Source organism: Streptomyces sp. NPDC044704 (genome assembly GCF_056433525.1).
In genome coordinates this window covers 110,846-131,306 of sequence record NZ_JBWKGY010000015.1, presented here as the reverse complement: position 1 = coordinate 131,306, position 20,461 = coordinate 110,846, and the positions used below count along the sequence as shown (strand labels likewise).

At 74.0% G+C, this 20,461-nt stretch carries 21 protein-coding genes; 16 read left to right on the top strand and 5 right to left on the bottom strand.

Features of this window, described 5'->3' with window-relative positions; genetic code table 11:
- Positions 1–86: 86 nt before the first annotated feature.
- The 9 genes from rpmI to AC07B0_RS29945 all read left to right on the top strand — a co-directional run bounded on the left by rpmI (position 87) and on the right by AC07B0_RS29945 (position 10,423).
- Positions 87–281, top strand: a complete 195-nt coding sequence (gene rpmI, locus AC07B0_RS29985) for a 50S ribosomal protein L35 (protein WP_030387121.1) — start codon at positions 87–89, stop codon at positions 279–281.
- A 101-nt stretch (positions 282–382) separates the two neighbouring features.
- Positions 383–769, top strand: coding sequence for a 50S ribosomal protein L20 (gene rplT / locus AC07B0_RS29980; RefSeq protein ID WP_007263143.1), 387 nt, complete (start codon positions 383–385; stop codon positions 767–769).
- 111 nt (positions 770–880) lie between these two features.
- Entirely contained in the window at positions 881–1,738 is an 858-nt protein-coding gene (locus AC07B0_RS29975) for a TrmH family RNA methyltransferase (RefSeq protein WP_356880186.1), read from the top strand.
- Positions 1,739–1,793: 55 nt separating this feature from the next.
- Positions 1,794–3,005 (top strand): sensor histidine kinase, encoded by a 1,212-nt coding sequence (locus tag AC07B0_RS29970; protein ID WP_356880184.1) that lies wholly within the window; start codon positions 1,794–1,796, stop codon positions 3,003–3,005.
- A 152-nt stretch (positions 3,006–3,157) separates the two neighbouring features.
- Positions 3,158–4,285, top strand: coding sequence for a phenylalanine--tRNA ligase subunit alpha (gene pheS / locus AC07B0_RS29965; protein WP_356880182.1), 1,128 nt, complete (start codon positions 3,158–3,160; stop codon positions 4,283–4,285).
- A complete protein-coding gene (pheT, locus tag AC07B0_RS29960) occupies positions 4,285–6,813 on the top strand; it encodes a phenylalanine--tRNA ligase subunit beta (RefSeq protein WP_356880180.1) in 2,529 nt (842 codons plus the stop codon). The genes pheS and pheT overlap by 1 nt, the downstream gene beginning before the upstream one ends.
- A 184-nt stretch (positions 6,814–6,997) precedes the next feature.
- Complete coding sequence (locus AC07B0_RS29955) at positions 6,998–8,083, top strand: PP2C family protein-serine/threonine phosphatase (protein ID WP_356880178.1); 1,086 nt, start codon at positions 6,998–7,000, stop codon at positions 8,081–8,083.
- A 388-nt stretch (positions 8,084–8,471) separates the two neighbouring features.
- On the top strand, positions 8,472–9,809 hold the full coding sequence (locus AC07B0_RS29950; RefSeq protein WP_478866598.1) for a transcriptional regulator: 1,338 nt from the start codon (positions 8,472–8,474) through the stop codon (positions 9,807–9,809).
- A gap of 53 nt (positions 9,810–9,862) precedes the next feature.
- On the top strand, positions 9,863–10,423 hold the full coding sequence (locus AC07B0_RS29945) for an NUDIX hydrolase (protein ID WP_467294512.1): 561 nt from the start codon (positions 9,863–9,865) through the stop codon (positions 10,421–10,423).
- On the opposite strand, the gene AC07B0_RS29940 is transcribed toward AC07B0_RS29945, so the two are convergent.
- Entirely contained in the window at positions 10,408–11,310 is a 903-nt protein-coding gene (locus tag AC07B0_RS29940; protein WP_478899311.1) for a 3-hydroxybutyryl-CoA dehydrogenase, read from the bottom strand. The two genes, AC07B0_RS29945 and AC07B0_RS29940, sit on opposite strands and share 16 nt — an antisense overlap.
- A gap of 155 nt (positions 11,311–11,465) precedes the next feature.
- Here AC07B0_RS29940 and AC07B0_RS29935 point away from each other — a divergent pair, with 155 nt between their 5' ends.
- Entirely contained in the window at positions 11,466–12,731 is a 1,266-nt protein-coding gene (locus tag AC07B0_RS29935) for a glycoside hydrolase family 10-like protein (RefSeq protein WP_469383895.1), read from the top strand.
- A 15-nt stretch (positions 12,732–12,746) separates the two neighbouring features.
- On the opposite strand, the gene AC07B0_RS29930 is transcribed toward AC07B0_RS29935, so the two are convergent.
- Positions 12,747–12,947 (bottom strand): DUF1918 domain-containing protein, encoded by a 201-nt coding sequence (locus AC07B0_RS29930; protein ID WP_356880170.1) that lies wholly within the window; start codon positions 12,945–12,947, stop codon positions 12,747–12,749.
- 61 nt (positions 12,948–13,008) lie between these two features.
- Entirely contained in the window at positions 13,009–13,812 is an 804-nt protein-coding gene (locus tag AC07B0_RS29925) for a DMT family transporter (RefSeq protein WP_478899329.1), read from the bottom strand.
- Here AC07B0_RS29925 and AC07B0_RS29920 point away from each other — a divergent pair.
- Both AC07B0_RS29920 and AC07B0_RS29915 read left to right on the top strand, forming a co-directional pair.
- A complete protein-coding gene (locus AC07B0_RS29920; protein ID WP_478899309.1) occupies positions 13,796–15,445 on the top strand; it encodes an aminotransferase-like domain-containing protein in 1,650 nt (549 codons plus the stop codon). The genes AC07B0_RS29925 and AC07B0_RS29920 overlap by 17 nt on opposite strands.
- Before the next feature lie 52 nt (positions 15,446–15,497).
- Positions 15,498–16,310 carry an N-acetyltransferase gene (locus AC07B0_RS29915; protein WP_478866596.1) on the top strand — a complete coding sequence of 271 codons (813 nt, stop codon included), beginning with the start codon at positions 15,498–15,500 and terminating at the stop codon, positions 16,308–16,310.
- Here the strand turns inward: AC07B0_RS29915 and AC07B0_RS29910 are convergent.
- A complete protein-coding gene (locus AC07B0_RS29910; protein ID WP_356880163.1) occupies positions 16,268–16,834 on the bottom strand; it encodes a chitin binding peritrophin-A domain-containing protein in 567 nt (188 codons plus the stop codon). The genes AC07B0_RS29915 and AC07B0_RS29910 overlap by 43 nt on opposite strands.
- 184 nt (positions 16,835–17,018) lie before the next feature.
- Between AC07B0_RS29910 and AC07B0_RS29905 the strand changes: the two genes are divergently transcribed.
- On the top strand, positions 17,019–17,474 hold the full coding sequence (locus tag AC07B0_RS29905; RefSeq protein ID WP_478899307.1) for a hypothetical protein: 456 nt from the start codon (positions 17,019–17,021) through the stop codon (positions 17,472–17,474).
- Between the two features lie 92 nt (positions 17,475–17,566).
- Here AC07B0_RS29905 and AC07B0_RS29900 read toward each other — a convergent pair whose 3' ends face one another.
- Complete coding sequence (locus AC07B0_RS29900; protein ID WP_356880159.1) at positions 17,567–18,001, bottom strand: nuclear transport factor 2 family protein; 435 nt, start codon at positions 17,999–18,001, stop codon at positions 17,567–17,569.
- A gap of 89 nt (positions 18,002–18,090) precedes the next feature.
- On the opposite strand from AC07B0_RS29900, the gene AC07B0_RS29895 reads away from it, so the two are divergent.
- The 3 genes from AC07B0_RS29895 to AC07B0_RS29885 all read left to right on the top strand — a co-directional run bounded on the left by AC07B0_RS29895 (position 18,091) and on the right by AC07B0_RS29885 (position 20,423).
- A complete protein-coding gene (locus AC07B0_RS29895) occupies positions 18,091–18,669 on the top strand; it encodes a PadR family transcriptional regulator (protein ID WP_356880157.1) in 579 nt (192 codons plus the stop codon).
- The gene (locus AC07B0_RS29890; protein ID WP_478899306.1) at positions 18,656–19,468 is read left to right on the top strand and encodes an SGNH/GDSL hydrolase family protein; all 813 of its coding nucleotides are present in this window, start codon (positions 18,656–18,658) and stop codon (positions 19,466–19,468) included. The genes AC07B0_RS29895 and AC07B0_RS29890 overlap by 14 nt, the downstream gene beginning before the upstream one ends.
- Positions 19,469–19,610: 142 nt before the next feature.
- On the top strand, positions 19,611–20,423 hold the full coding sequence (locus tag AC07B0_RS29885; RefSeq protein ID WP_469383853.1) for an MBL fold metallo-hydrolase: 813 nt from the start codon (positions 19,611–19,613) through the stop codon (positions 20,421–20,423).
- Positions 20,424–20,461: the final 38 nt, after the last annotated feature.

The following is a 20,461-nucleotide window of genomic DNA, read 5'->3' as shown; positions in this document are numbered from 1 at the left end:
CGGATCATCGACACAACATGACGCTCCCGTAAGCCGGTCCCGTTCCGGACCGGTGGGAGCGTTACCGACGAGGAGATAACGGCGCTATGCCGAAGAACAAGACGCACAGCGGTTCCAAGAAGCGCTTCAAGATCACCGGCTCCGGCAAGGTGCTCCGTGAGCGCGCCGGCAAGCGCCACCTGCTCGAGCACAAGTCGTCCCGTGTCACCCGCCGCCTGACCGGCACCGCGGAGATGGCCCCCGGCGACGCCGCGAAGATCAAGAAGCTTCTCGGCAAGTGACGTCCTCCGCTCCCGTGCCGGGAGCGGGACGTCAAGACCGGGACCCCATCGAATTCGGGCCGTGTGAAGACAACCACGGCCCCGCTACAAGGAGTTAAAAAGTGGCACGCGTCAAGCGGGCAGTAAACGCCCACAAGAAGCGCCGGGCGATCCTCGAGGCGGCCTCCGGCTACCGCGGTCAGCGTTCGCGCCTGTACCGCAAGGCCAAGGAGCAGGTCACCCACTCGCTGGTCTACAACTTCAACGACCGCAAGAAGCGCAAGGGCGACTTCCGTCAGCTGTGGATCCAGCGCATCAACGCCGCTGCCCGCCAGAACGGCATGACGTACAACCGCCTCATCCAGGGTCTGAAGGCCGCCAACATCGAGGTGGACCGCAAGATCCTCGCGGAGCTGGCCGTCAACGACGCCAACGCGTTCGCCGCCCTCGTCGAGGTCGCGCAGAAGGCCCTCCCGGCCGACGTCAACGCGCCGAAGGCCGCTGCCTAAAGCCTCGCCGGCCGCGCCACGCGGCCGGCACCCGCGGACCCGCAGGCTTCTCGCCTGCGGGTCCGCGTGCTTTCCCCGCCCGGACCCCCGTAGAGAGAACCGCTGAGACCCATGGGCTACCCCGACGAGCTGATCTCCCCCCGATCCCCGCGGGTGGCCGCCGCCAGGCGCCTGGCGCGGCGCAACTTCCGCACCAAGGAGCGCCGGTTCATCGCCGAGGGCCCGCAGGCCGTCCGCGAGGCCGTCGAGCACCGCGGGGCCCAGGGACCGACCCTGATCGAGCTGTTCGCCACCGTCGAGGCCGCCGAGCGCTATGCCGACATCGTCGAGGCCGCGCTGCTCTCCGGGGCCCGCGTGCACTACGCCTCCGACGAGGTGCTCGCCGAGGTCTCGCAGACCGTCACCCCGCAGGGCCTCGTCGGCGTCTGCCACTTCCTCGACTCCCCCTTCGAGGAGATCCTCAAGGCCGGGCCCAGGCTGGTGGCCGTCCTCGCGCACGTCCGCGACCCCGGGAACGCCGGTACGGTGCTGCGCTGCGCGGACGCCGCCGGCGCCGACGCGGTGGTGCTCACCGACGCCTCCGTGGACCTGTACAACCCCAAGTCCGTACGGGCCTCCGTCGGCTCCCTCTTCCACCTCCCCGTCGCCGTCGGCGTACCGGTCGAGCAGGCCGTGGACGGGCTGCGGGCGGCCGGCGTACGGATCCTCGCGGCCGACGGGGCCGGCCAGGACGACCTCGACGCCGAGCTGGACGCGGGCACCATGGGCGGTCCCTCGGCCTGGGTCTTCGGCAACGAGGCCTGGGGCCTGCCCGAGGAGACCAGGGCGCTTGCGGACGCCGTGGTACGGGTACCGATCCACGGCAAGGCGGAGAGCCTGAACCTCGCGACGGCCGCCGCCGTGTGTCTCTACGCGTCCGCGCGTGCACAGCGGGCGCCCGGAGGGTGCCGCTCCGTGACCCCCAGCTAGTAATGTGACCGCCCGGGGGCCCACTGCGGTACTCGGAGATGTGGGGTACGGGGACATGACCGTCGGTACGAACAGCCCGCCGGGGGCCGCGGGAGCCGCGGACGCGGCCGAGGCCGGGGACGCCCCCGGACCCCACGGCCCGGACGCCGCCGCCCCCGCCGGCCTGCCCGGTGTACCCCACCAGGGCAGCGCCCCGCGCGCCGGGGACGTGAGCGGCGCGGCGGCCGGGTACGGCCTGGACCCCGACGACCTGCCCGACGGGCTCGTCGTCGCCGACCACGCCGGCCGGGTCATCTGCTTCAACCGGGCCGCCGCCCGGATGACGGCCACCGACCCCCGCCAGGCCCTCGGCAGCCGCATCGACCGCGCGCTGCCCCTGGAGGACCTCGAAGGCCGCCGCTGGTGGGCGCTGACCGACCCCTACGGGGGCCTCGCCACCCGGCGCGGACAGCCCGAGCGCAACCTGCTGCTGCCCGGCGGCCGCGAGGTGCTCGTCTCCGCCCGCTACGTGCGCACCCACCCGACCGGCCCCCTCAGCCGCCTCGTCGTCACCCTGCGCGGCACCGAGGCCCGCCGGCGCACCGAGCGCAGCCACGCCGAGCTGATCGCGACCGTCGCCCACGAGCTGCGTTCCCCCCTGACCTCCGTGAAGGGGTTCACCGCGACCCTGCTCGCCAAGTGGGAGCGGTTCACCGACGACCAGAAGCGGCTGATGCTGGAGACCGTCGACGCCGACGCGAACCGCGTCACCCGGCTGATCGCCGAACTCCTCGACATCTCCCGCATCGACTCCGGACGCCTGGAGGTCCGCCGCCAGCCGGTGGACCTCGCCGCAGCCGTGGGCCGGCACGTCCAGGCCCTCACCGCCAACGGCCAGGCACCCGAACGCTTCCTCGTCCGGGTCGTCCGTCCCCTGCCCGACTGCTGGGCCGACCCCGACAAGATCGACCAGATCCTCGGCAACCTCCTCGAAAATGCGGTGCGCCACGGTGACGGAACGGTCACCATCGACGTGTCGCCGCACGAGAAGGGAACCGCCGTCACCGTGACCGACGAAGGCCCCGGGATCCCCGAGGAGTCGATGGGCCGCGTCTTCACCCGCTTCTGGCGGGGGAGCAAGCGCGGCGGCACCGGCCTGGGCCTGTACATCGTCAAGGGCATCGTGGAGGCCCACGGCGGCACCATCACGGTGGGCCGCGGCCCCGGTGGCGGGGCCCGGTTCCGATTTATCCTGCCCGTCGCCGCCCCGGCCTACCTCACGCAGTAACCCTGCGCGGTATCTCGCCAGGCGGCCCACGGGCTCCTCAGACCCCCAGCGACCTTTAGACTCGTCCTTTGGCACCTTTGTGTCCTTGTGCCGATCACGTCGATCGAGTCGTGCGGGGACCCACCAGCCAGCCATCGGAAGTACGGGAAGAGATGTCGGCACCGAACAAGTCGTACGACCCTGTCGAGGTCGAGGCACTGAAACCGGAAGAGATCGAGCGCATGCGGGACGAGGCGCTCGCCGCCTTCGCCTCCGCAGGTGACCTCGACGAGCTCCGCGAGGCGAAGACCGCGCACATGGGCGACCGCTCGCCCCTGGCGCTCGCCAACCGCGAGATCGGCGCCCTGCCGCCCCAGGCCAAGGCCGAGGCGGGCAAGCGCGTCGGCCAGGCCCGCGGCGCCGTGAACAAGGCCTTCGGGGCCCGCACGGTCGAGCTGGAGGCCGAGCGCGACGAGCGGGTGCTGGTCGAGGAGGCGGTGGACGTCACGCTGCCCTACGACCGGGTCCCCGCCGGCGCCCGCCACCCCCTGACCACGCTGATGGACCGCATCGCGGACATCTTCGTGGCCATGGGGTACGAGGTCGCCGAGGGCCCCGAGGTCGAGGCGGAGTGGTTCAACTTCGACGCCCTCAACTTCACGCCCGACCACCCGGCGCGCCAGATGCAGGACACCTTCTTCGTCCGGGGGCCGGAAGGCACCGAGGGCGACGAGTCCGGCGTCGTGCTGCGCACCCACACCTCCCCGGTGCAGGCGCGCTCGCTCCTGGAGCGCAAGCCCCCCGTCTACATCGTCTGCCCGGGGCGGGTGTACCGCACCGACGAGCTCGACGCGACGCACACCCCGGTCTTCCACCAGGTCGAGCTGCTCGCCGTGGACGAGGGCCTGACCATGGCGGACCTCAAGGGCACCATGGACCACATGGTCCAGGAGCTGTTCGGCGAGGGCACCACCACGCGCCTGCGCCCGCACTTCTTCCCCTTCACCGAGCCGTCCGCCGAGATGGACATGCAGTGCTACGTGTGCCGCGGCGCGTCGGTGGGCAACCCCGACCGCCCCTGCCGCACCTGCTCCAGCGAGGGCTGGATCGAGCTCGGCGGCTGCGGCATGGTCAACCCCAAGGTGCTGACCGCCTGCGGCGTGGACCCGGAGAAGTACAGCGGGTTCGCCTTCGGGTTCGGCATCGAGCGGATGCTGATGTTCCGTCACAACGTAGAAGACATGCGAGACATGGTCGAGGGTGACGTTCGCTTCACCCGGCCGTTCGGGAGTGAGATCTGATGCGCGTCCCGCTTTCCTGGCTGCGGGAGTACGTCGACCTCCCCGCGGGCGAAACCGGCCGCGACGTGGCGGCCAAGCTGGTCGACGCCGGTCTTGAGGTCGAGACCGTCGAGCAGCTCGGCGGCGGCCTCCAGGGCCCCCTCGTCGTCGGCAAGGTGCTGACCATCGAGGAGCTCGAGGGCTTCCGCAAGCCGATCCGTTTCTGCACGGTCGACGTCGGCCAGGCCAACGGCACCGGCGAACCGCAGGAGATCGTCTGCGGCGCCCGGAACTTCGCCGTCGGCGACAAGGTCGTCGTGGTCCTGCCCGGAGCCGTCCTGCCCGGGGACTTCGCGATCGCCTCGCGCAAGACCTACGGCAAGACCTCGCACGGCATGATCTGCTCCGGCGATGAGCTCGGCATGGGCGACGACGGCACGCACGGCATCATCGTGCTGCCGCACGAGTACGAGGTCGGCACCGACGCGATCGAGCTCCTCCAGCTCGTCGACGAGGTCCTCGACATCGACATCACCCCGGACCGCGGCTACTGCATGTCGATGCGCGGCGTGGCCCGCGAGGCCGCCACCGCCTACGGCCTGCCGCTGCGCGACCCGGCGCTGCTCGACGTCCCGGCGCCCAACTCCTACGGCTACCTGGTCAAGATCGACGACCCGGCCGGCTGCGACCGCTTCACCGCCCGTACGGTGACGGGCCTCGACCCCGAGGCCCGGTCCCCGATCTGGCTCACGCGCCGCCTCCAGAAGGCGGGCATGCGCCCGATCTCGCTGGCCGTCGACGTCACGAACTACGTGATGCTGGAGCTCGGTCAGCCGCTGCACGCCTACGACCGCTCCCGCCTCGACGGCGCGATCGGCGTCCGCCGTGCCGAGCAGGGCGAGAAGTTCACCACCCTCGACGGGGTCAAGCGCACGCTCGACTCCGAGGACCTGGTGATCACCGACAACAGCGGCCCGATCGGGCTCGCCGGTGTCATGGGCGGCGCCGACACCGAGATCGCCGACTCCGTGACCGACCCGCACACCGGCCAGGTCACGGGCACCACGGACGTGGTCATCGAGGCCGCGCACTTCGACTCCGTGTCGATCTCGCGCACCGCCCGCCGCCTGAAGCTCTCCTCCGAGGCCTCCAAGCGCTTCGAGCGGGGCGTCGACCCGCAGGCCGCCGCCGCGGCCGCGCAGCGGACCGTCGACCTGCTCGTGCTGCTCGCGGGCGGCACCGCCGAGGCCGGGGTCACCGAGCTCACCGCACCGGGCGCCCCGCGCACCATCGCGATGAGCGCCGACCACCCCGACCGGGTCGCGGGCATGGACTACGGCCGCGAGACCGTCGTCCGCCGCCTCCAGGAGGTCGGCTGCGACGTCTACGGCCAGGACGAGCTCGTCGTCACCGTCCCCTCGTGGCGGCCCGACCTCGCCGAGCCCAACGACCTCGCCGAGGAGGTCATCCGCCTGGAGGGCTACGGGAACCTCCCCTCCACCCTCCCGCAGGTCCCCTCCGGCCGCGGTCTGACCGCCCGGCAGCAGCTGCACCGCCGGGTCGGCCGCGCCCTGGCCGGCGCCGGCTACGTCGAGGCCCTGAGCTACCCGTTCATCGGCGAGCAGGTCTTCGACCAGCTCCAGCTCCCGGCGCACGACGCCACCCGCCAGGTCGTCAAGCTGGTCAACCCGATCTCCGACGAGGAGCCGGCGCTGCGCACCACGCTGCTGCCGGGTCTGCTCGGCGCGCTGCGCCGCAACGACAGCCGGGGCAGCCACGACCTCGCGCTCTTCGAGACCGGCTCGGTCTTCAGGGCCGCCGCCCAGCCGGGCGTCGCCGTACGGCTGGGCGTCGACCGGCGTCCCACCGACGAGGAGATCGAGACCCTGAACGCGGCCCTGCCCGCGCAGCCGCGGTACGCCGCGGTCGTGCTGGCCGGCGGCCGCGAGCAGGCCGGCTGGTGGGGCAAGGGCCGCCCGGCCGACTGGGCGGACGCGGTCCAGGCCGCCCGCGCGCTGGCCGTCGAGGCCGGCGCCGAACTGGTCGTCCGTCAGGGCCAGTACGGCCCCTGGCACCCCGGCCGGTGCGCCGAACTGCTCGTCACCCTGGACGGGGTGGAGACGGTCATCGGCCACGCCGGCGAGCTGCACCCCCGCGTCGTCAAGGCGATGGGCCTGCCGGCCCGCACCAGCGCGATGGAGCTCGACCTCGACCGCCTCGCGGCGGCCGGCGGAGAGGCCCTCCAGGCGCCCCGGATCTCCACCTTCCCGGTGGCGACCCAGGACGTCGCGCTGATCGTCGACGCGTCCGTGCCGGCCGCCTCCGTGGAGGCCGCACTGCGCAAGGGCGCGGGTGAACTCCTGGAGTCCCTGCGGCTGTTCGACGTGTTCACCGGCGAGCAGGTGGGCGAGGGCAAGAAGTCCCTGGCCTACGCGCTGCGCTTCCGCGCGGCCGACCGCACGCTGACGGCCGAGGAGTCCACGGCCGCCCGCGACGCGGCGGTGGCGCTGGCCGCCGAGCGGACCGGAGCGGTGCTGCGCGGCGCGTGACCGCGCTGCCGTAGAGCGGCCGAGAGGGGCGTGTCCGGACCACCGGACGCGCCCCTTTCGCCATGTCGGGCGCCGGATGCCCCGCCTCACTCGTTCGGGTGAGAAGCCCGACGCGCCGTGTCCGGTACGTCTGGAGGTCGACACAATCGTTCCGGCCGCAGAGCCGGAGGGGAGCGACCTACGGATGATCACGCGCGGGGAGATGCCCCTGACGCGCCGGGCGTGCCTCCTGGCCTGGGGCGCCGTCGCGGTGTCCTGGGAACTGGCGTCCCCGGGCCGGTGGCCGGCGAGCCTCGCCACCTGCGCGGCGTTCCTGCTGCTGGCCACGGGCTGCGCCCTGCACGTCCGGCGCGGGCTGCGCGCCGAGCTCCGCCGCTCGCGGGAGATCGCCGGGGCCACCCAGCGGGTCCTGCTGCGGCCGCTGCCGGGACGGATCGACGGTCTGGCGCTGGCCGCCGCCCAGCTGTCCGCCAGCCGGGGCGCGGCGGTCGGCGGGGACCTGTACGAGGCGGTGCCGACGCCCTACGGGGTCCGGGTGGTGATCGGGGACGTACGGGGCCACGGGCTGCCCGCGCTCGGGGCGGCCGCGGCCGTGCTCGGGTCCTTCCGGGAGGCGGCGTACGACGAGCCCTCGCTGGGCGGGGTCCTGCGCCGCATGGAACGCGCGCTGGGCCGGCACGTGCGCGACCGCGCCCGCTCCGAGCACCCCGCGTCCTGCCCGGCCGAACCGCAGTCGCCCGCGGCGGAGGAGTTCGTCACGGTACTGCTGCTCCAGATCGCGCCGGGCGGCTCCGTTGTGGCCCTCAACTGCGGCCACCCCTGGCCGCTGCGGATCCGGCCCGCGGCCGAGCACGCCGAGCCGGAACCCTGCGGGGCCTTCCACCCCGCCCTGTGCGGCGGCGGCGACTCCCGCCCGCCCCGCCACCGGGCGGGCACCGCCCAAGGGCCCCCGAGACGGGCCTCGGTGGCGCCGCTCGCCGGCGGCGAGACGCTGCCGCCGCTCGGGGTGGTGCCGCTGCCCCACGACCTCAGACCCCAGGACTGCGGGACGCTGCGGCCCGGCGAGACGCTCGTCCTGCACACCGACGGGGCCGAGGACGCCCGGGACCGGCAGGGCCGCTTCTTCCCGCTCGGGCGGGTCCTCGCGCAGGCACCGGCGCTCACGCCCGCGCGGCTGGTGGCGGGCGTGCACGCGGCGCTGCTGCGCCATACCGGCGGGCGGCTCACCGACGACGTCGCCCTGCTCGTCCTGCGCAACGACCGCCCCTGAACGGCCCGGCCGTGCCCACCCGTCCGGGTCGTCCGCACCCGTACCGGTGGTGCCGCTCCGCACCGGGCCGGTGGACGGGCCCGGTGCGGATACGGCCCGGCTGCCGGGGGCCCGGCGACCAACCGGAGCCAGCAGCAGCCGTGGCGCGCCGCCCGCCTGCCATGGAGTGTCGGGCAGACAGCAAGGCGGGCGGCGCGGTGCCGGGTCGTCGCACTGTACGAGGGGGAGCCGACGACCCGAGCGGCCTCTTTGGCGAGGCTCTTCAGTGAAGCGCCCCGGAGCCCCTCCGCGGCAGGGTGCGTATCGCATTTATGCGCGTACTTGGTTCACACCCCGTGTGAACCGCGCACCCGCTAGCCTGAATTCCGACGAGCCCATGGAGGGGCCCATGCAGCCCAACGCCCTGCTCGACGCCCTCCTCGCCGAGGCGGGCATGTCCCACGCCGGACTCGCCGCGCACGTGAACCAGGCGGGCCGCACCCGCGGACTCGCACTGCGCTACGAACACACCGCGGTGTCCCGGTGGCTGAAGGGGCAGCGGCCGCGCGGCCAGGTGCCCGACCTGATCTGCGAGGTCCTCGGGGGCCGCCTGCACCGCCCCGTCGGCCTCGACGACATCGGGCTCGGCGTACCCGGCCTGCCGGGCCCGGACACGGCCCGGCTCAGCGGCTTCGTGGACCGCGCCACCGCCCTGTGGCGCTCCGACGAGCTGGGCCGCCCCGGGCAGCTCACCGCCGGTGCCGTCACCGGCACCCCGGCCGTGATCCCGGTGTGGGAGTGGGAGAACCCGCCCGAGGACGCGGACGTGTCCCGCGAGGGCCCGCACCGGATCGGACCCGAGCACATCGAGATCCTGCGGGCGGCCCGCGCGCACTACGAGCTGATGTACCGGCGGGCCGGGGGCGTCGCCACCCGGGCCCGCATCGTCCGCTTCCTCGGCAACGAGACGGCCCCGATGCTGCGCGGCAGTTACCCCGACCCGGTCGGGCGCCTGCTGTACCGGGCCACCGGCTCGCTGGTGGCGGTCGCGGGGATCTGCGCGTACGACTCCGACGCCCACGGGCTCGCCCAGCGCTACTTCCACCAGGCGCTGCGGCTCGCGAAGGCCAGCGGGGACCGCGGGCTCGGGGCGTACGTGATCGCCCTGCTGGTCAACCAGTCGCTGCACCTGCGGGAGTACCGCCAGGCCGTCGCCTTCGCCGAGGCCGCGCTGCGCGCCGCCGGCCGGCACACCACCCCGGCCCTGTCCGCCGACCTGTACGCGATGCAGGCCAAGGCGTACGCCCAACTCGGCGAGACGGCGGCCGCGTTGTCCTGCATCCGGCGCGCAGAATCGGCGGCGGGGCAGATCCGGCCCGGCACCGAGCCCGACGAGACGGGCTACGTCCAGCCCGGGCTGGTGAACGTACAGGTCGCCGAGGCGCTGCTGAGCCTGGGCGACCTGAGCGCGGCGCACGCGCAGGCAGCCCAGGCCGTGGGCACCCCGGCGCACGACCGGGGCCGCGTGCACCGGCTGGCGATGCTGTGCGAGATCCAGCTGCGGCAGGGCGAGGCGGACGGGGCGGTCGCGGCCGCGGCCGAAATGGCCGAGCGGGCCAAGGGGATGGAGTCGCTGCGGCTGCGCGACCGGCTCCGGACGGTCCGCGAACAGCTGCTGACCTGCGGCTCGGCGGGCGCGGAGGAGACCGCGCTGCTCATCGACGAGGCGCTGCGCGTTCCCCTCTGAGCACGTGAACTGCTGCGATGTTGCCACCAACGGAAGCGGAAGGTGGCAATACCGTGCAGTGGACGAACCTGAGTGAGCAGACCGTGTACAAGAACCGCTGGTTCGACGTGAACCTCGCCGACGTGGAACTCCCCGACGGCCGGCACCTGGACCACTTCGTCATCCGGCTGCGGCCGGTGGCGGTGGCCACCGCCGTCAACGGGGCCAACGAGGTGCTGCTGCTGTGGCGGCACCGGTTCATCACTGACAGCTGGGGCTGGGAGCTGCCCGCGGGGGTCGTGGAGGACGGCGAGGACATCGCGTGCGCGGCGGCCCGGGAGATGGAGGAGGAGTCGGGCTGGCGGCCGGGCCCGCTGCACCACCTGATGACGGTGGAGCCCTCCAACGGCCTGACGGACGCCCGCCACCACCTGTACTGGGCCGACGGCGCGACCTACACCGGGCACCCGCAGGACGCGTTCGAGTCCTCGCGCCGCGAATGGGTCCCGCTGGAACTCGTACCGGACATGATCGCGCGCGGGGAGATCCCGGCCGCCAACATGGCGGCCGGGCTGCTCCTGCTGCACCACCTGCGGCTGGGCGGCGGCCGGTCCGGGGATCAGCCGTACGGGTAGAAACCCGAACCGGTCTTGCGGCCGAGGCGGCCCGCGTCGACCATCCGCTGGAGCAGCGGGGGAGCGGCGTACAGCGGCTCCTTGAACTCGGCGTACATGCTGTCGGCGACCGAGGCCACGGTGTCCAGGCCGATCAGGTCCGCGAGCTTCAGCGGGCCCATCGGGTGGGCGCAGCCCAGCTCCATGCCGTTGTCGATGTCCTCGCGGCTCGCGATGCCCGACTCGAACATCCGGATCGCGGACAGCAGGTACGGGATGAGCAGCGCGTTCACCACGAAGCCGGAACGGTCCTGGGCGCGGATCGCGTGCTTGCCCAGCACGTCCCGCACCAGGGCCTCGGCCCGCTTGACGGTCTCTTCGCCGGTGGTCAGCGCGGGGATCAGCTCGACGAGCTGCTGGACCGGGGCCGGGTTGAAGAAGTGGATGCCGATGACCTGGTCCGGGCGCGAGGTCGCGACGGCCAGCTTCACCAGCGGGATGGACGAGGTGTTGGAGGCCAGGATCGCGTCCGGCCGGGTGATCACCTGGTCGAGGACCTGGAAGATCTCCGTCTTGACCTGCTCGTTCTCGACGACCGCCTCGATGACGAGGTCACGGTCGGCGAACTCGCCGAGGTCGGTGGTGAAGCTGAGGCGGGCCAGGGTGGCGTCCCGCTCCTCCTCGCTGATCTTGCCGCGTTCGGCGGCCTTCGTCAGGGAGTTGTGCAGCCGGGTCCGCCCGATCTCCAGCGCCTCGCCGGTGGTCTCGGCGACCTTCACCTCAAGACCGCTGCGGGCGCACACCTCGGCGATGCCCGCGCCCATCTGGCCACAGCCCACCACGCCGACCCGGGCGATGTCGGTCGGGAGGGTAGAGAGGTCCGTCACGTCGTGCCTTTCGCTGCTCATCCATCGCGGGTCCCCCGTACTTCGGCAGTGGTAACTGCGTTCCGGCGCCCGCCACGCCCCCCGACGTTACCCCCGTCCTTGACGCCCGTGGCGGGCCGGGGCGGGCATGCTGATCGCACGCGGAGCAATGTCACGGAACGAAATGGAGTCGTCACATGGGGTACATCGGACGGCGGCGGCTGCTGGCCGCGGCGGCGGGGGTGCTGGCCGCCACCGCGGCGGGCCCGGCGGCGGCAGCGGTGCGGCGGCCGGCGGCGGGAGCGGCGCCGGAGGGGGCGGGCGCGGCCCGGGGGACCGGACCCGAGTTCCGGGGGATGTGGATCGCCACGGTGGAGAACGTGGACTGGCCCTCCCGGAGCGGGCTGTCCGCCGCGACGCAGCGCGCGGAGCTGCTGTCCCTGCTGGACGCGGCGGTCGAGCGCCGGCTCAACACCGTGATCCTCCAGGTCCGGCCCGCGGCCGACGCGCTGTGGCCCTCGGCGCGGGAGCCCTGGTCGCAGTGGCTGACCGGGCAGCAGGGCCGCGACCCGGGCTGGGACCCGCTGGGGACGGCGGTCACCGAGGCGCACGCGCGGGGCCTGGAACTGCACGCCTGGTTCAACCCGTACCGGGTCGCCAACCACACCGATCCGCGGCGGCTGGTCGCCTCGCACCCCGCGCGCCGCAATCCCGGCTGGACCGTCGCGTACGGCGGCAAGCTCTACTACAACCCGGGCCTGCCGCAGGTGCGGGCCTTCGTGCAGGAGGCGATGCTCGACGCCGTCGCCCGGTACCCGGTGGACGGGGTGCACTGGGACGACTACTTCTACCCGTACCCGGTCGCGGGAGAGTACTTCGACGACGACGAGGCCTTCGCGGAGTACGGCGGCTCCTTCGCCTCCCGCGCCGACTGGCGCCGGCACAACACCGACACCCTCGTGCGCGAGATGTCGGAGAGGCTGCGCACCGTACGTCCCGCGGCGCGGTTCGGCATCAGCCCGTTCGCGGTCTGGCGCAACGGCGACGTCGACCCGCAGGGCTCGGCGACCCGGGCCGGAGTGGCGACCTACGACGACCTCTACGCGGACACCCGCAAGTGGGTCACCGAGGGCTGGCTCCACTACATCGCCCCGCAGGCGTACTGGCACATCGGGCACCCGACCGCCGACTACGCCGCCGTCGTGCCCTGGTGGGCCCGGACGGTCGCCGGCACGGGCGTCGACCTGTACGTGGGGGAGGCGCTGTACCGCTGCGACGCCGACAGCCCCATCGCGGCCTGGCGGGATCCGGCGGAGCTGTCGCGGCACCTGCGGCTGGCCCGCAGGCACCCCGAGGTCCGCGGCCACTCCTACTTCTCGGCGAAGCAGGTCGCCGCGGACCCCAACGGAGCGATGGCCACGGTCGTCGCCGATCACTATCCGACGGCCGTGCCGCCGCGCTGAATCCGGTTCCGCCCGTCAGCCTGCGGCGGGGTCGACCGGGTGCCGGACCACGCAGTCGGGTCCGGGAGCCATGAGCGCTTCGTGCCCGTCCTGGAAGCGGACCCGGTAGGGCGGGGTTCCGTTCTCCCCCAGGACCTGGGTGATCTCGCCCACCTTGTCGTTCTGTCCGACCACCCTGCCGTGCTGCACGAGCTGGTCGCCCTCGGTAGCGCGCATAGTGACCTCCTCGATGGCGGTCCGATCCGATCCGGTGTTAGCAGTTTAGGGCGGTTCGCGGCTATTTGACCCGCTGGGTCGCGGTGATGCAGACCAGTACCGCACACGCGGCCAGCGGGGTGGCCGGGGACAGTTCCTCGCCCAGCAGGACCACCGACCAGAACAGGGTCAGCAGGGGCTGGGCGAGCTGGAGCTGGCTGGCGCGCGGGGCCCCGATGGCGGCCATGCCCCGGTACCAGACGTACAGCCCGAGGAAGGTGGACCCGGCCGCCGCCCAGAGCAGTCCGGCCAGGCCGTGGCCGGTGAGGTGCACCGGCTCGTACGCGAGACCGAGCGCGGAACCGGCCAGGCTGAGCGGCAGGCACAGCACCAGGGCCCAGCCGATCACCTGCCAGCCCGGCAGCGTCCGCGCGAGCCGGCCGCCCTCGGTGTACCCGGCGGCGCACACCAGCAGCGCCCCGAACAGGTAGGCGTCACCGGCGGAGGGGCTGCCGCCGCTCTGCGCGAGGGTGAAGCCCAGCACGATCGCGGCCCCGGTGACGGCCGCGGCCCAGAACCGCCGCGACGGACGGGCCCCGGTCCGCAGGGCCGACAGTGCGGCGGTGGTGAGCGGCAGCAGGCCGACCACGACGGCCGCGTGCGAGGTGGTGGAGGACCGCAGCGCCAGGGTGGTCAGCAGCGGGAAGCCGACCACCACCCCGCCCGCCACGACGGCCAGCCCCGCCCAGTGCTCGCGGGCCGGCGGCCGGACCCGGCCGGCCAGCAGGAAGACCCCGGCGACGGCGGCGGCGAGGACGCTGCGCAGGGCGACGAGCGACCAGGGGCCGAAGCTCTCCAGGCCCCAGGCGGTGGCGGGGAAGGTCAGCGAGAAGGCGACGACTCCGAGCAGGGCGAGCAGCGTTCCCGAACGGTTGCCGGCGGCGGGGCTCCCGCCGTGGTCCGCGCCGCTCCCACCGTGGTCCGCGCCGCTCCCCGCACCGGCCGCCGGGGCCGTCGGACCGGACGCAGGCCGGACCGCTATCGAGAGGGGGCGAGTAGCGCTATTCTGTGCTGTCATGTACGAGCGTAGCAGTGTGGCGGAACTCGCGGAATCCTTGCGTTCCGAGGTCAACCGCTATCCAGTGGGTGGAAAGCTGCCGTCGAGCCGGGCCCTGGTGGAGCGCTACCGGGTCAGTCCCGTCACCGTCAGCCGGGCCCTCGCCCAGCTCGCCTCCGAAGGGCTGGTCGTCACCCGGCCCGGCTCCGGCGCCTTCCGCGCCCGGCCCCGTACGGCGGACCCCGCACCGGCCGACACCTCCTGGCAGGAGGTCGCCCTCAGCGCCGAGGGTGCCGGGGAGGTGGTGCCGCGCTCCGTGGACGCCTCCGGGGTGCTGATCTCGCTCGCCGCGCCGCCGCCCGGGGTCATCGAGCTCAACGGCGGCTACCTGCACCCCTCGCTCCAGCCCGAACGGGCCATGGCGGCGGCCCTGGCCCGGGCCGGACGCCGGCCCGGGGCGTGGGGGCGCCCGCCTGTGGAGGGGCTGCCCGAGCTGCGGGACTGGTTCGCCCGGGAGATCGGCGGGGCCTCCGGGTCCGTGGGGGCCGCCGACGTGCTCGTCACCGCGGGCGGGCAGAGCGCCCTGACCACCGCCCTGCGGGCGCTGGCCCCGCCCGGGAGTCCGGTACTGGTCGAGTCGCCCACCTACCCCGGACTGCTCGCCATCGCCCGTTCCTCGGGCTGCCGGCCCGTACCGGTCCCGGTGGACGCCGAAGGGGTCCGGCCGGAGCTGCTGGCGGCCGCGTTCGAAGCGACGGGCGCGCGGGTCTTCGTGTGCCAGCCGCTGTTCCAGAACCCGACCGGCGCCGTGCTCTCCGCCGCGCGGCGGCCCGAGGTGCTGCGGATCGCCCGGGCCGCCGGGGCCTTCGTGGTGGAGGACGACTACGCCCGGTCCCTGGCCCACGAGGACTGCGGCCCGCTGCCCGCCGCCCTCGCGGCCGAGGACGCCGACGGGGTCGTGGTCCACGTCCGCTCCCTGACGAAGATCACCTCGGCCAGTCTGCGGGTGGGCGCGCTGGCCGCCCGCGGACCCGTCCTGGACCGGCTGCGGGCCATCCAGGTCGTGGACAGCTTCTTCGTCTCCCGCCCGCTCCAGGAAGCCGCCCTCGAACTCGTCGGCGCACCCGCCTGGCCCCGCCACCTGAGGGCCGTCGCCACCGAGCTGCGCCACCGCCGGGACGTACTGGCCGGGGCCCTGCGCCGGGAGCTGCCCGCCGTCGAACTGCCCCATCTGCCCGCCGGGGGATACCAGTTGTGGGTGCGCCCCGGGGGCGGCGGGGACGACTCCGCGTTCGCGGCGACGGCCCTGCGCGCCGGAGTCGCCGTCGCCCCGGGCCGCCCCTACTTCTGCGCGGAGCCGCCGGCCCCGTACGTCCGGCTCAGTTTCGCCGGAGTGCCCGGACCCGGCGAACTGGTCGAGGCCGTCCAGCGGTTGAGGGCCGGCCTCGACCGGGACGGCTGACCCCGGCGAAAACCCTGTTGAGGCGGTCCCGCACCCCTCCTAGCCTGCGCACATGACCGGCATACAGATCACCCCGCTCGCCCGGCGCCCGGAACTGGCGCCCCGCATCTACGACATGGAGGACTCCTGGCCGGAGTTCTCCGGACACGACTCCCTGGCCTGGCTGCTCTACCCGCGCATGGTCGCGGAGTTCCCCGAGTACGTCTGGATCGCCACCGACGGCGACGAGGTGGTGGCCCGCGCGTTCAGCCTGCCCTTCGCCCTGCACGCGCCGGGCCGTGACGGGGCGCTGCCCGCGCAGGGCTGGGACCGGGTCCTCATGTGGGCCTTCTCCGACCAGCGCCGGGGCGTGCGGCCCGACACGGTCAGCGCCCTGGAGATCACCGTCGCCAAGGGCCGCCAGGGCGAGGGCCTCTCCGGCCGGATGCTGGCCGCGATGCGCGAGGGCGCCCGCGCGGCCGGGTTCGCGGAGCTCGTGGCCCCGGTCCGGCCGAGCGGGAAGCCCGCCGAGCCCGACAGTCCGATGGCGGAGTACGCGTACCGGACCCGCGAGGACGGCCTGCCGTACGACCCGTGGCTACGGGTCCACGTCCGCGCGGGAGCCGTGATCGACTCGGTGGCCCCGCTGTCCATGACCGTCAACGGCACGCTCGCCGAGTGGCGGGAGTGGACCGGACTGCCCTTCGACGAGGCCGGCCCGGTGTACGTGCCCGGCGCACTGGCCCCGGTCCACTGCGAACCGGAGCGCGGCTACGCGGTCTACGTGGAGCCGAACGTGTGGGTGCGGCACGCCCTCGGCCCGGCCGGGCCGGCGCGGGCGCCTCAGAGCAGCGAGACCGGGGCGGTGGCCGAGGAGGCGAGGTAGATGCCGCCGATGCCGGCGTAGCTCGCCCGGTAGCCGCGCAGGATCTCGTCCAGCGGGATCGTGAGCCGGGCCGGGCTGTCGCAGCGGGCCGCCCCGAACTGGTCGGTGACGGCGGTGCACAGCGGCCTGCCGCCGACGGTCGTGAAGGTGACCGGTACGCCGTCCAGCCCGGCGGGGGCGTCGGCGATCCGGACGGTGGCGTTCAGGTTCTTCACGCCGAACAGCAGGCCGTTCAGCTTCGCCGGCCCGGCGGCCGCCGCCGTGGCCGCGGCGGGCCGGACCCGGTCGGGGGAGTCGCAGACCTGCGGGACGGCGGCGAAGACCTGGCCGGCGGGGCAGGGGTGCACGGTGGCGACACCGGCGGTGCACTGCACGTAGAACCGGTGGTCCTGGGGCCTCGGGAGCCTTCCGTCGGCCCCGCACGCGGCGCTCGTGGCGGCGGTGGCGGGCGCGGCGGCCAGCCCCAGTGCGAGGAGCGCTCCTGCGGCCGCCGCGGCGAGTCCCCGGTGGATGCGTGACACCATTGCCCCCTGTAACCCTGAGTAACAGACTGGATGCGTAGTGACTATATGCACGGCCGCCCGGTGGGCACAACGGCGCCCCGGGTAGCTCGCCCGTACGAACGTCCGGTAGCTTGAACGCGTTCAATTCAACGTGTTCACGGGCACCGGCGGGTATGGGTGCGCGGCAGGACGTGAGGGGGCGGTCATGGCGGCCGGAGCGGTGACGGGCGGGGGAGCGCACGCCGGACACGGCCGCGGCGCCCGCGAGTGGGCCCACCCGTGGCAGTACGCGCTCGCCGTGTGCGCGGTACTGGCCCCCGTACCGCCCGCGCTCGGCTCCGACGCCTTCTTCGACCGGCCCGGCTACCGCGTGGCCTGTGCGGTGACCGTCGCCGTCGTCGCGCTGCCGCTGTTCCTGGGCCGCCGCCGCACGTCCTTCGTGCGGGCCGCCGCCGTCGCCGGGGCCGTGCTGCTGCCCTGGTCGGTGCTCGGCTCCCTCGGCGGCATGTACGTCTTCTTCCTCTCGGCCCCGCTGCTGTGGCTGGCCGCCCTCGCCGACCCGCGCCGCCGGCCCGTCGCCGCGGCCGTCCTCGCCGGGGCCGGAGCCCTGCTGGTCGCGGCGATCGTGACCGTCCCCGGCTTCTGGTGGCGCGCGCCCTGAGGGCCGCGCCGCTCCGGGGGCGTCACCCCGGCCGGCCGGGGGGTCCGGCCTGCGCGGGGCGGAGCCCCCCGGACGGAGGGCGGCGTACCGGGTCAGCCCCCGGTGCCGGGAGCCGGTACGAGGCCGTCCTCGACCAGGCCGGCCAGGACCGCCTGACCCAGCGCGTGCACGGCCGACTGGGGGCGGACCATGACCGTGAACTCCTTGATCCGGCCCTCCTCGTCGAACTGGAGGAGATCGATCCCGTGGATCTGCCTGCCGCCCACCAGCGCCCGGAAGGGCAGGACCACCGAGGGGGCCTCCTGCCCGTCCGCGGTGGTCTCGGCCGCGCCGTCGAGCCGCCCGAGGTAGCGCAGTTCCCCGAAGGTGCGCAGCAGGACCCCGAAGAGCCCCATGACCTCGGGCTTGCCCTCGAAGGGCTTGAACTTGACCGGACTGTAGAGGCGGACGTCCTCGGCGAACAGGTCGTCCAGCGCGCCCAGGTCCTGCTTCTCCACGGCGGCGCGGAAGCGTTCGGCAGTCTCCATGACCCCTCCTCGTACTCATGAATATGACTAATCACTTTCTTGAGTATCATGCGGCGCACGGACCGGAAAAGGGAAGGGGCTGAGCCTCGATGGCCTTGCGGCACGCGGTACTCGCGGCCCTGCTGGACGACGAGTTCAGCGGCTACGAGCTGGCGAAGGACTTCGGCGTCGGAGTCGCGAACTTCTGGCACGCCTCGCCCCAGCAGGTGTACGCCGAACTCGCCAAGCTGGAGAAGGCCGGACTGGTCGCGGGCCGGGAGGTGGTCCAGGAATCCCGGCCCAACAAGCGCCTGTTCCGGGTCACCGACAGCGGCCGCGCCGAGCTGGAGGCCTTCGCCGTGGCCGAGTCGAAGCCCTCCGTCATCCGCGACGACCTCCTCGTCAAGGTCCAGGCCGCCGACCGCATCGGGTCCGCCGCCGTGATCGCGCAGCTCGAAGAGCGGGCGGCGGCCGCCGACCGCAAGCTCGAATTCCTCGGCAGGCTGCTGCGGAACATGCGCGGGGACCTGGACGAGGAGGAGTTCCTGCGCCGGGGGGAGCGGATCGGGGGCTACCTGACCTGCCTGCGCGGCGTGGCCTTCGAAGAGGGACACCGTGACTGGTGCCTGCGGGCGGCGACCGTCCTGCGGCACAGAGGAGAAGAGGGGGACGGACATGCCGAAGGGTGAGTACCGGCGCTACGTCGCGCTGGGCGACAGCCAGACCGAGGGGGTCGGCGACGGGACCGACGCGGCGGGCCTGCGGGGCTTCGCCGACCGGCTCGCGGAGCACCTCGCGGCCGCGAACCCCGGCCTGCTCTACGCCAACCTGGCCGTCCGGGGCCGCCTGGCCGGACAGGTCCGCGCCGAACAGCTGGAACCGGCGCTCGCGCTGCGCCCCGACCTGGCCACCGTCGTCGCCGGGGTGAACGACCTGCTCCGCCCCGGGTTCGACGCGGCGGAGGTGGCGGGACGGCTGGAGGAGATGTTCGCCGCGCTCACCGCGGCCGGGGCGACGGTGGCCACCGTCACCTTCCCCGACATCGGCAAGATAGCCCCCGCGGCCCGCCCGCTGCGGCCCCGCCTCCACGAACTCAACGACCGCATCCGCGAGGCCGCCGCCCGGCACGGAGTCCTGGTCGCCGAAACCGGCGTGCACGCCGTCGGCGCCGATCCGCGCCTGTGGACCGCCGACCGGCTCCACGCCAGCCCGCTGGGCCACGCGCGGATCGCCGCCGCCCTGGCCGAAGCCGTCGGCGTACCGGGCAGCGACGACAGCTGGACACATCCCCTGCCCCCGCTCCCGGCCCCCTCGCCCGCCCGGGCCGTCGCCGCCGAGCTGGCCTGGGCGGCCGGTTTCCTCGGGCCCTGGCTGGGCCGCCGCCTGCGCGGCCGCTCTTCCGGCGACGGGCGCAGCGCGAAGCGCCCCGTACTGCTGCCGGCGGGCCCCGCGACCGGAGCCCTGGAGGCCGCGCCCGGGCCCTCGTAGGGCGCTCCACGGCCGCGCCCCCGTCTCGGGTGCGCGCGCGGTCCGTCGCGAGGAGGATGGAGGGGGAGGGCGGGCGAGCCGCCCTGCCCCTCCCGCGCGGCCGCGAGCGCTTATCGCCCAGGGGGCAAGGGAGCGCTGCGCCATGACGCACCAGCGGATCGGCCGGGACGTCACCGTCCTGGGGGACGCCATCGAAGTCCCCGGCATCGGATTCCTGCCGGTCAACACCTTCGTACTGCACGCGACGGAGCCGGTCGTCGTGGACACCGGCCTGAGCCTGCCCGACCGGGACTTCCTGGCGGACCTGGGCTCCGTCATCGACCCGGCCGACGTCCGGTGGATCTGGCTGACCCACCCCGACCGGGACCACACCGGCGGACTGTTCGCCCTGCTGGAGGCGGCCCCGCGGGCCCGGGTCGTCACCACTTACCTCGGCGCCGGGATCATGTCCACCGAGCGGCCGCTGCCCATGGACCGCGTCTTCCTGCTCAACCCCGGCCAGACCCTGGACGTCGGCGACCGCTCCCTGACCGGCTTCCGGCCTCCCCTGTTCGACAACCCCGCGACCGTGGGCTTCTACGACGACCGCTCCCGCGCCTGCTTCAGCTCCGACTGCTTCGGCGCGCCCCTGCCGGACGCGGACCTCGCCGCGGGCGGCGACGCCGGTGCGGTCGACCCGGCCGAGCTCCGGGCCGGGCAGCTGCTGTGGGCGGCGGTGGACAGCCCGTGGGTGCACGAGGTGGACCGGAGGAAGTATCTCGCCTCGGTACAGCCCCTGCGCGAGATGGACCCGCAGGCCGTACTCTCGACCCACCTTCCGCCCGCCACCGGGATCACCGCCCGGCTGCTCGACACGGTGAGCGCCGCTCCCCAGGCCGACCCCTTCACCGGCCCCGACCAGCGCGCACTGGAGCAGATGCTCGCCGGGTTCGAACCCGGTCGGCAGGCCGCCTGAAGGAGATCAAAGCTTTGCATAAACCTGCGTAGATACGT

Excerpts from the sequence above, each read along its gene's own strand:
- AC07B0_RS29930 (WP_356880170.1), bottom strand. The coding sequence starts at position 12,947 with ATGCGCGCTACCGAGGGCGACCAGCTCGTGCAGCACGGCAGGGTGGTC.
- AC07B0_RS29885 (WP_469383853.1), top strand. The coding sequence starts at position 19,611 with ATGACGCACCAGCGGATCGGCCGGGACGTCACCGTCCTGGGGGACGCC.
- AC07B0_RS29895 (WP_356880157.1), top strand. The coding sequence starts at position 18,091 with ATGGCCTTGCGGCACGCGGTACTCGCGGCCCTGCTGGACGACGAGTTC.
- AC07B0_RS29955 (WP_356880178.1), top strand. The coding sequence starts at position 6,998 with ATGATCACGCGCGGGGAGATGCCCCTGACGCGCCGGGCGTGCCTCCTG.
- AC07B0_RS29900 (WP_356880159.1), bottom strand. The coding sequence starts at position 18,001 with ATGGAGACTGCCGAACGCTTCCGCGCCGCCGTGGAGAAGCAGGACCTG.
- AC07B0_RS29910 (WP_356880163.1), bottom strand. The coding sequence starts at position 16,834 with ATGGTGTCACGCATCCACCGGGGACTCGCCGCGGCGGCCGCAGGAGCG.
- AC07B0_RS29950 (WP_478866598.1), top strand. The coding sequence starts at position 8,472 with ATGCAGCCCAACGCCCTGCTCGACGCCCTCCTCGCCGAGGCGGGCATG.
- AC07B0_RS29915 (WP_478866596.1), top strand. The coding sequence starts at position 15,498 with ATGACCGGCATACAGATCACCCCGCTCGCCCGGCGCCCGGAACTGGCG.
- AC07B0_RS29940 (WP_478899311.1), bottom strand. The coding sequence starts at position 11,310 with ATGAGCAGCGAAAGGCACGACGTGACGGACCTCTCTACCCTCCCGACC.
- rpmI (WP_030387121.1), top strand. The coding sequence starts at position 87 with ATGCCGAAGAACAAGACGCACAGCGGTTCCAAGAAGCGCTTCAAGATC.
- AC07B0_RS29975 (WP_356880186.1), top strand. The coding sequence starts at position 881 with ATGGGCTACCCCGACGAGCTGATCTCCCCCCGATCCCCGCGGGTGGCC.
- AC07B0_RS29935 (WP_469383895.1), top strand. The coding sequence starts at position 11,466 with ATGGGGTACATCGGACGGCGGCGGCTGCTGGCCGCGGCGGCGGGGGTG.
- pheT (WP_356880180.1), top strand. The coding sequence starts at position 4,285 with ATGCGCGTCCCGCTTTCCTGGCTGCGGGAGTACGTCGACCTCCCCGCG.
- AC07B0_RS29890 (WP_478899306.1), top strand. The coding sequence starts at position 18,656 with ATGCCGAAGGGTGAGTACCGGCGCTACGTCGCGCTGGGCGACAGCCAG.
- AC07B0_RS29905 (WP_478899307.1), top strand. The coding sequence starts at position 17,019 with ATGGCGGCCGGAGCGGTGACGGGCGGGGGAGCGCACGCCGGACACGGC.
- AC07B0_RS29970 (WP_356880184.1), top strand. The coding sequence starts at position 1,794 with ATGACCGTCGGTACGAACAGCCCGCCGGGGGCCGCGGGAGCCGCGGAC.
- pheS (WP_356880182.1), top strand. The coding sequence starts at position 3,158 with ATGTCGGCACCGAACAAGTCGTACGACCCTGTCGAGGTCGAGGCACTG.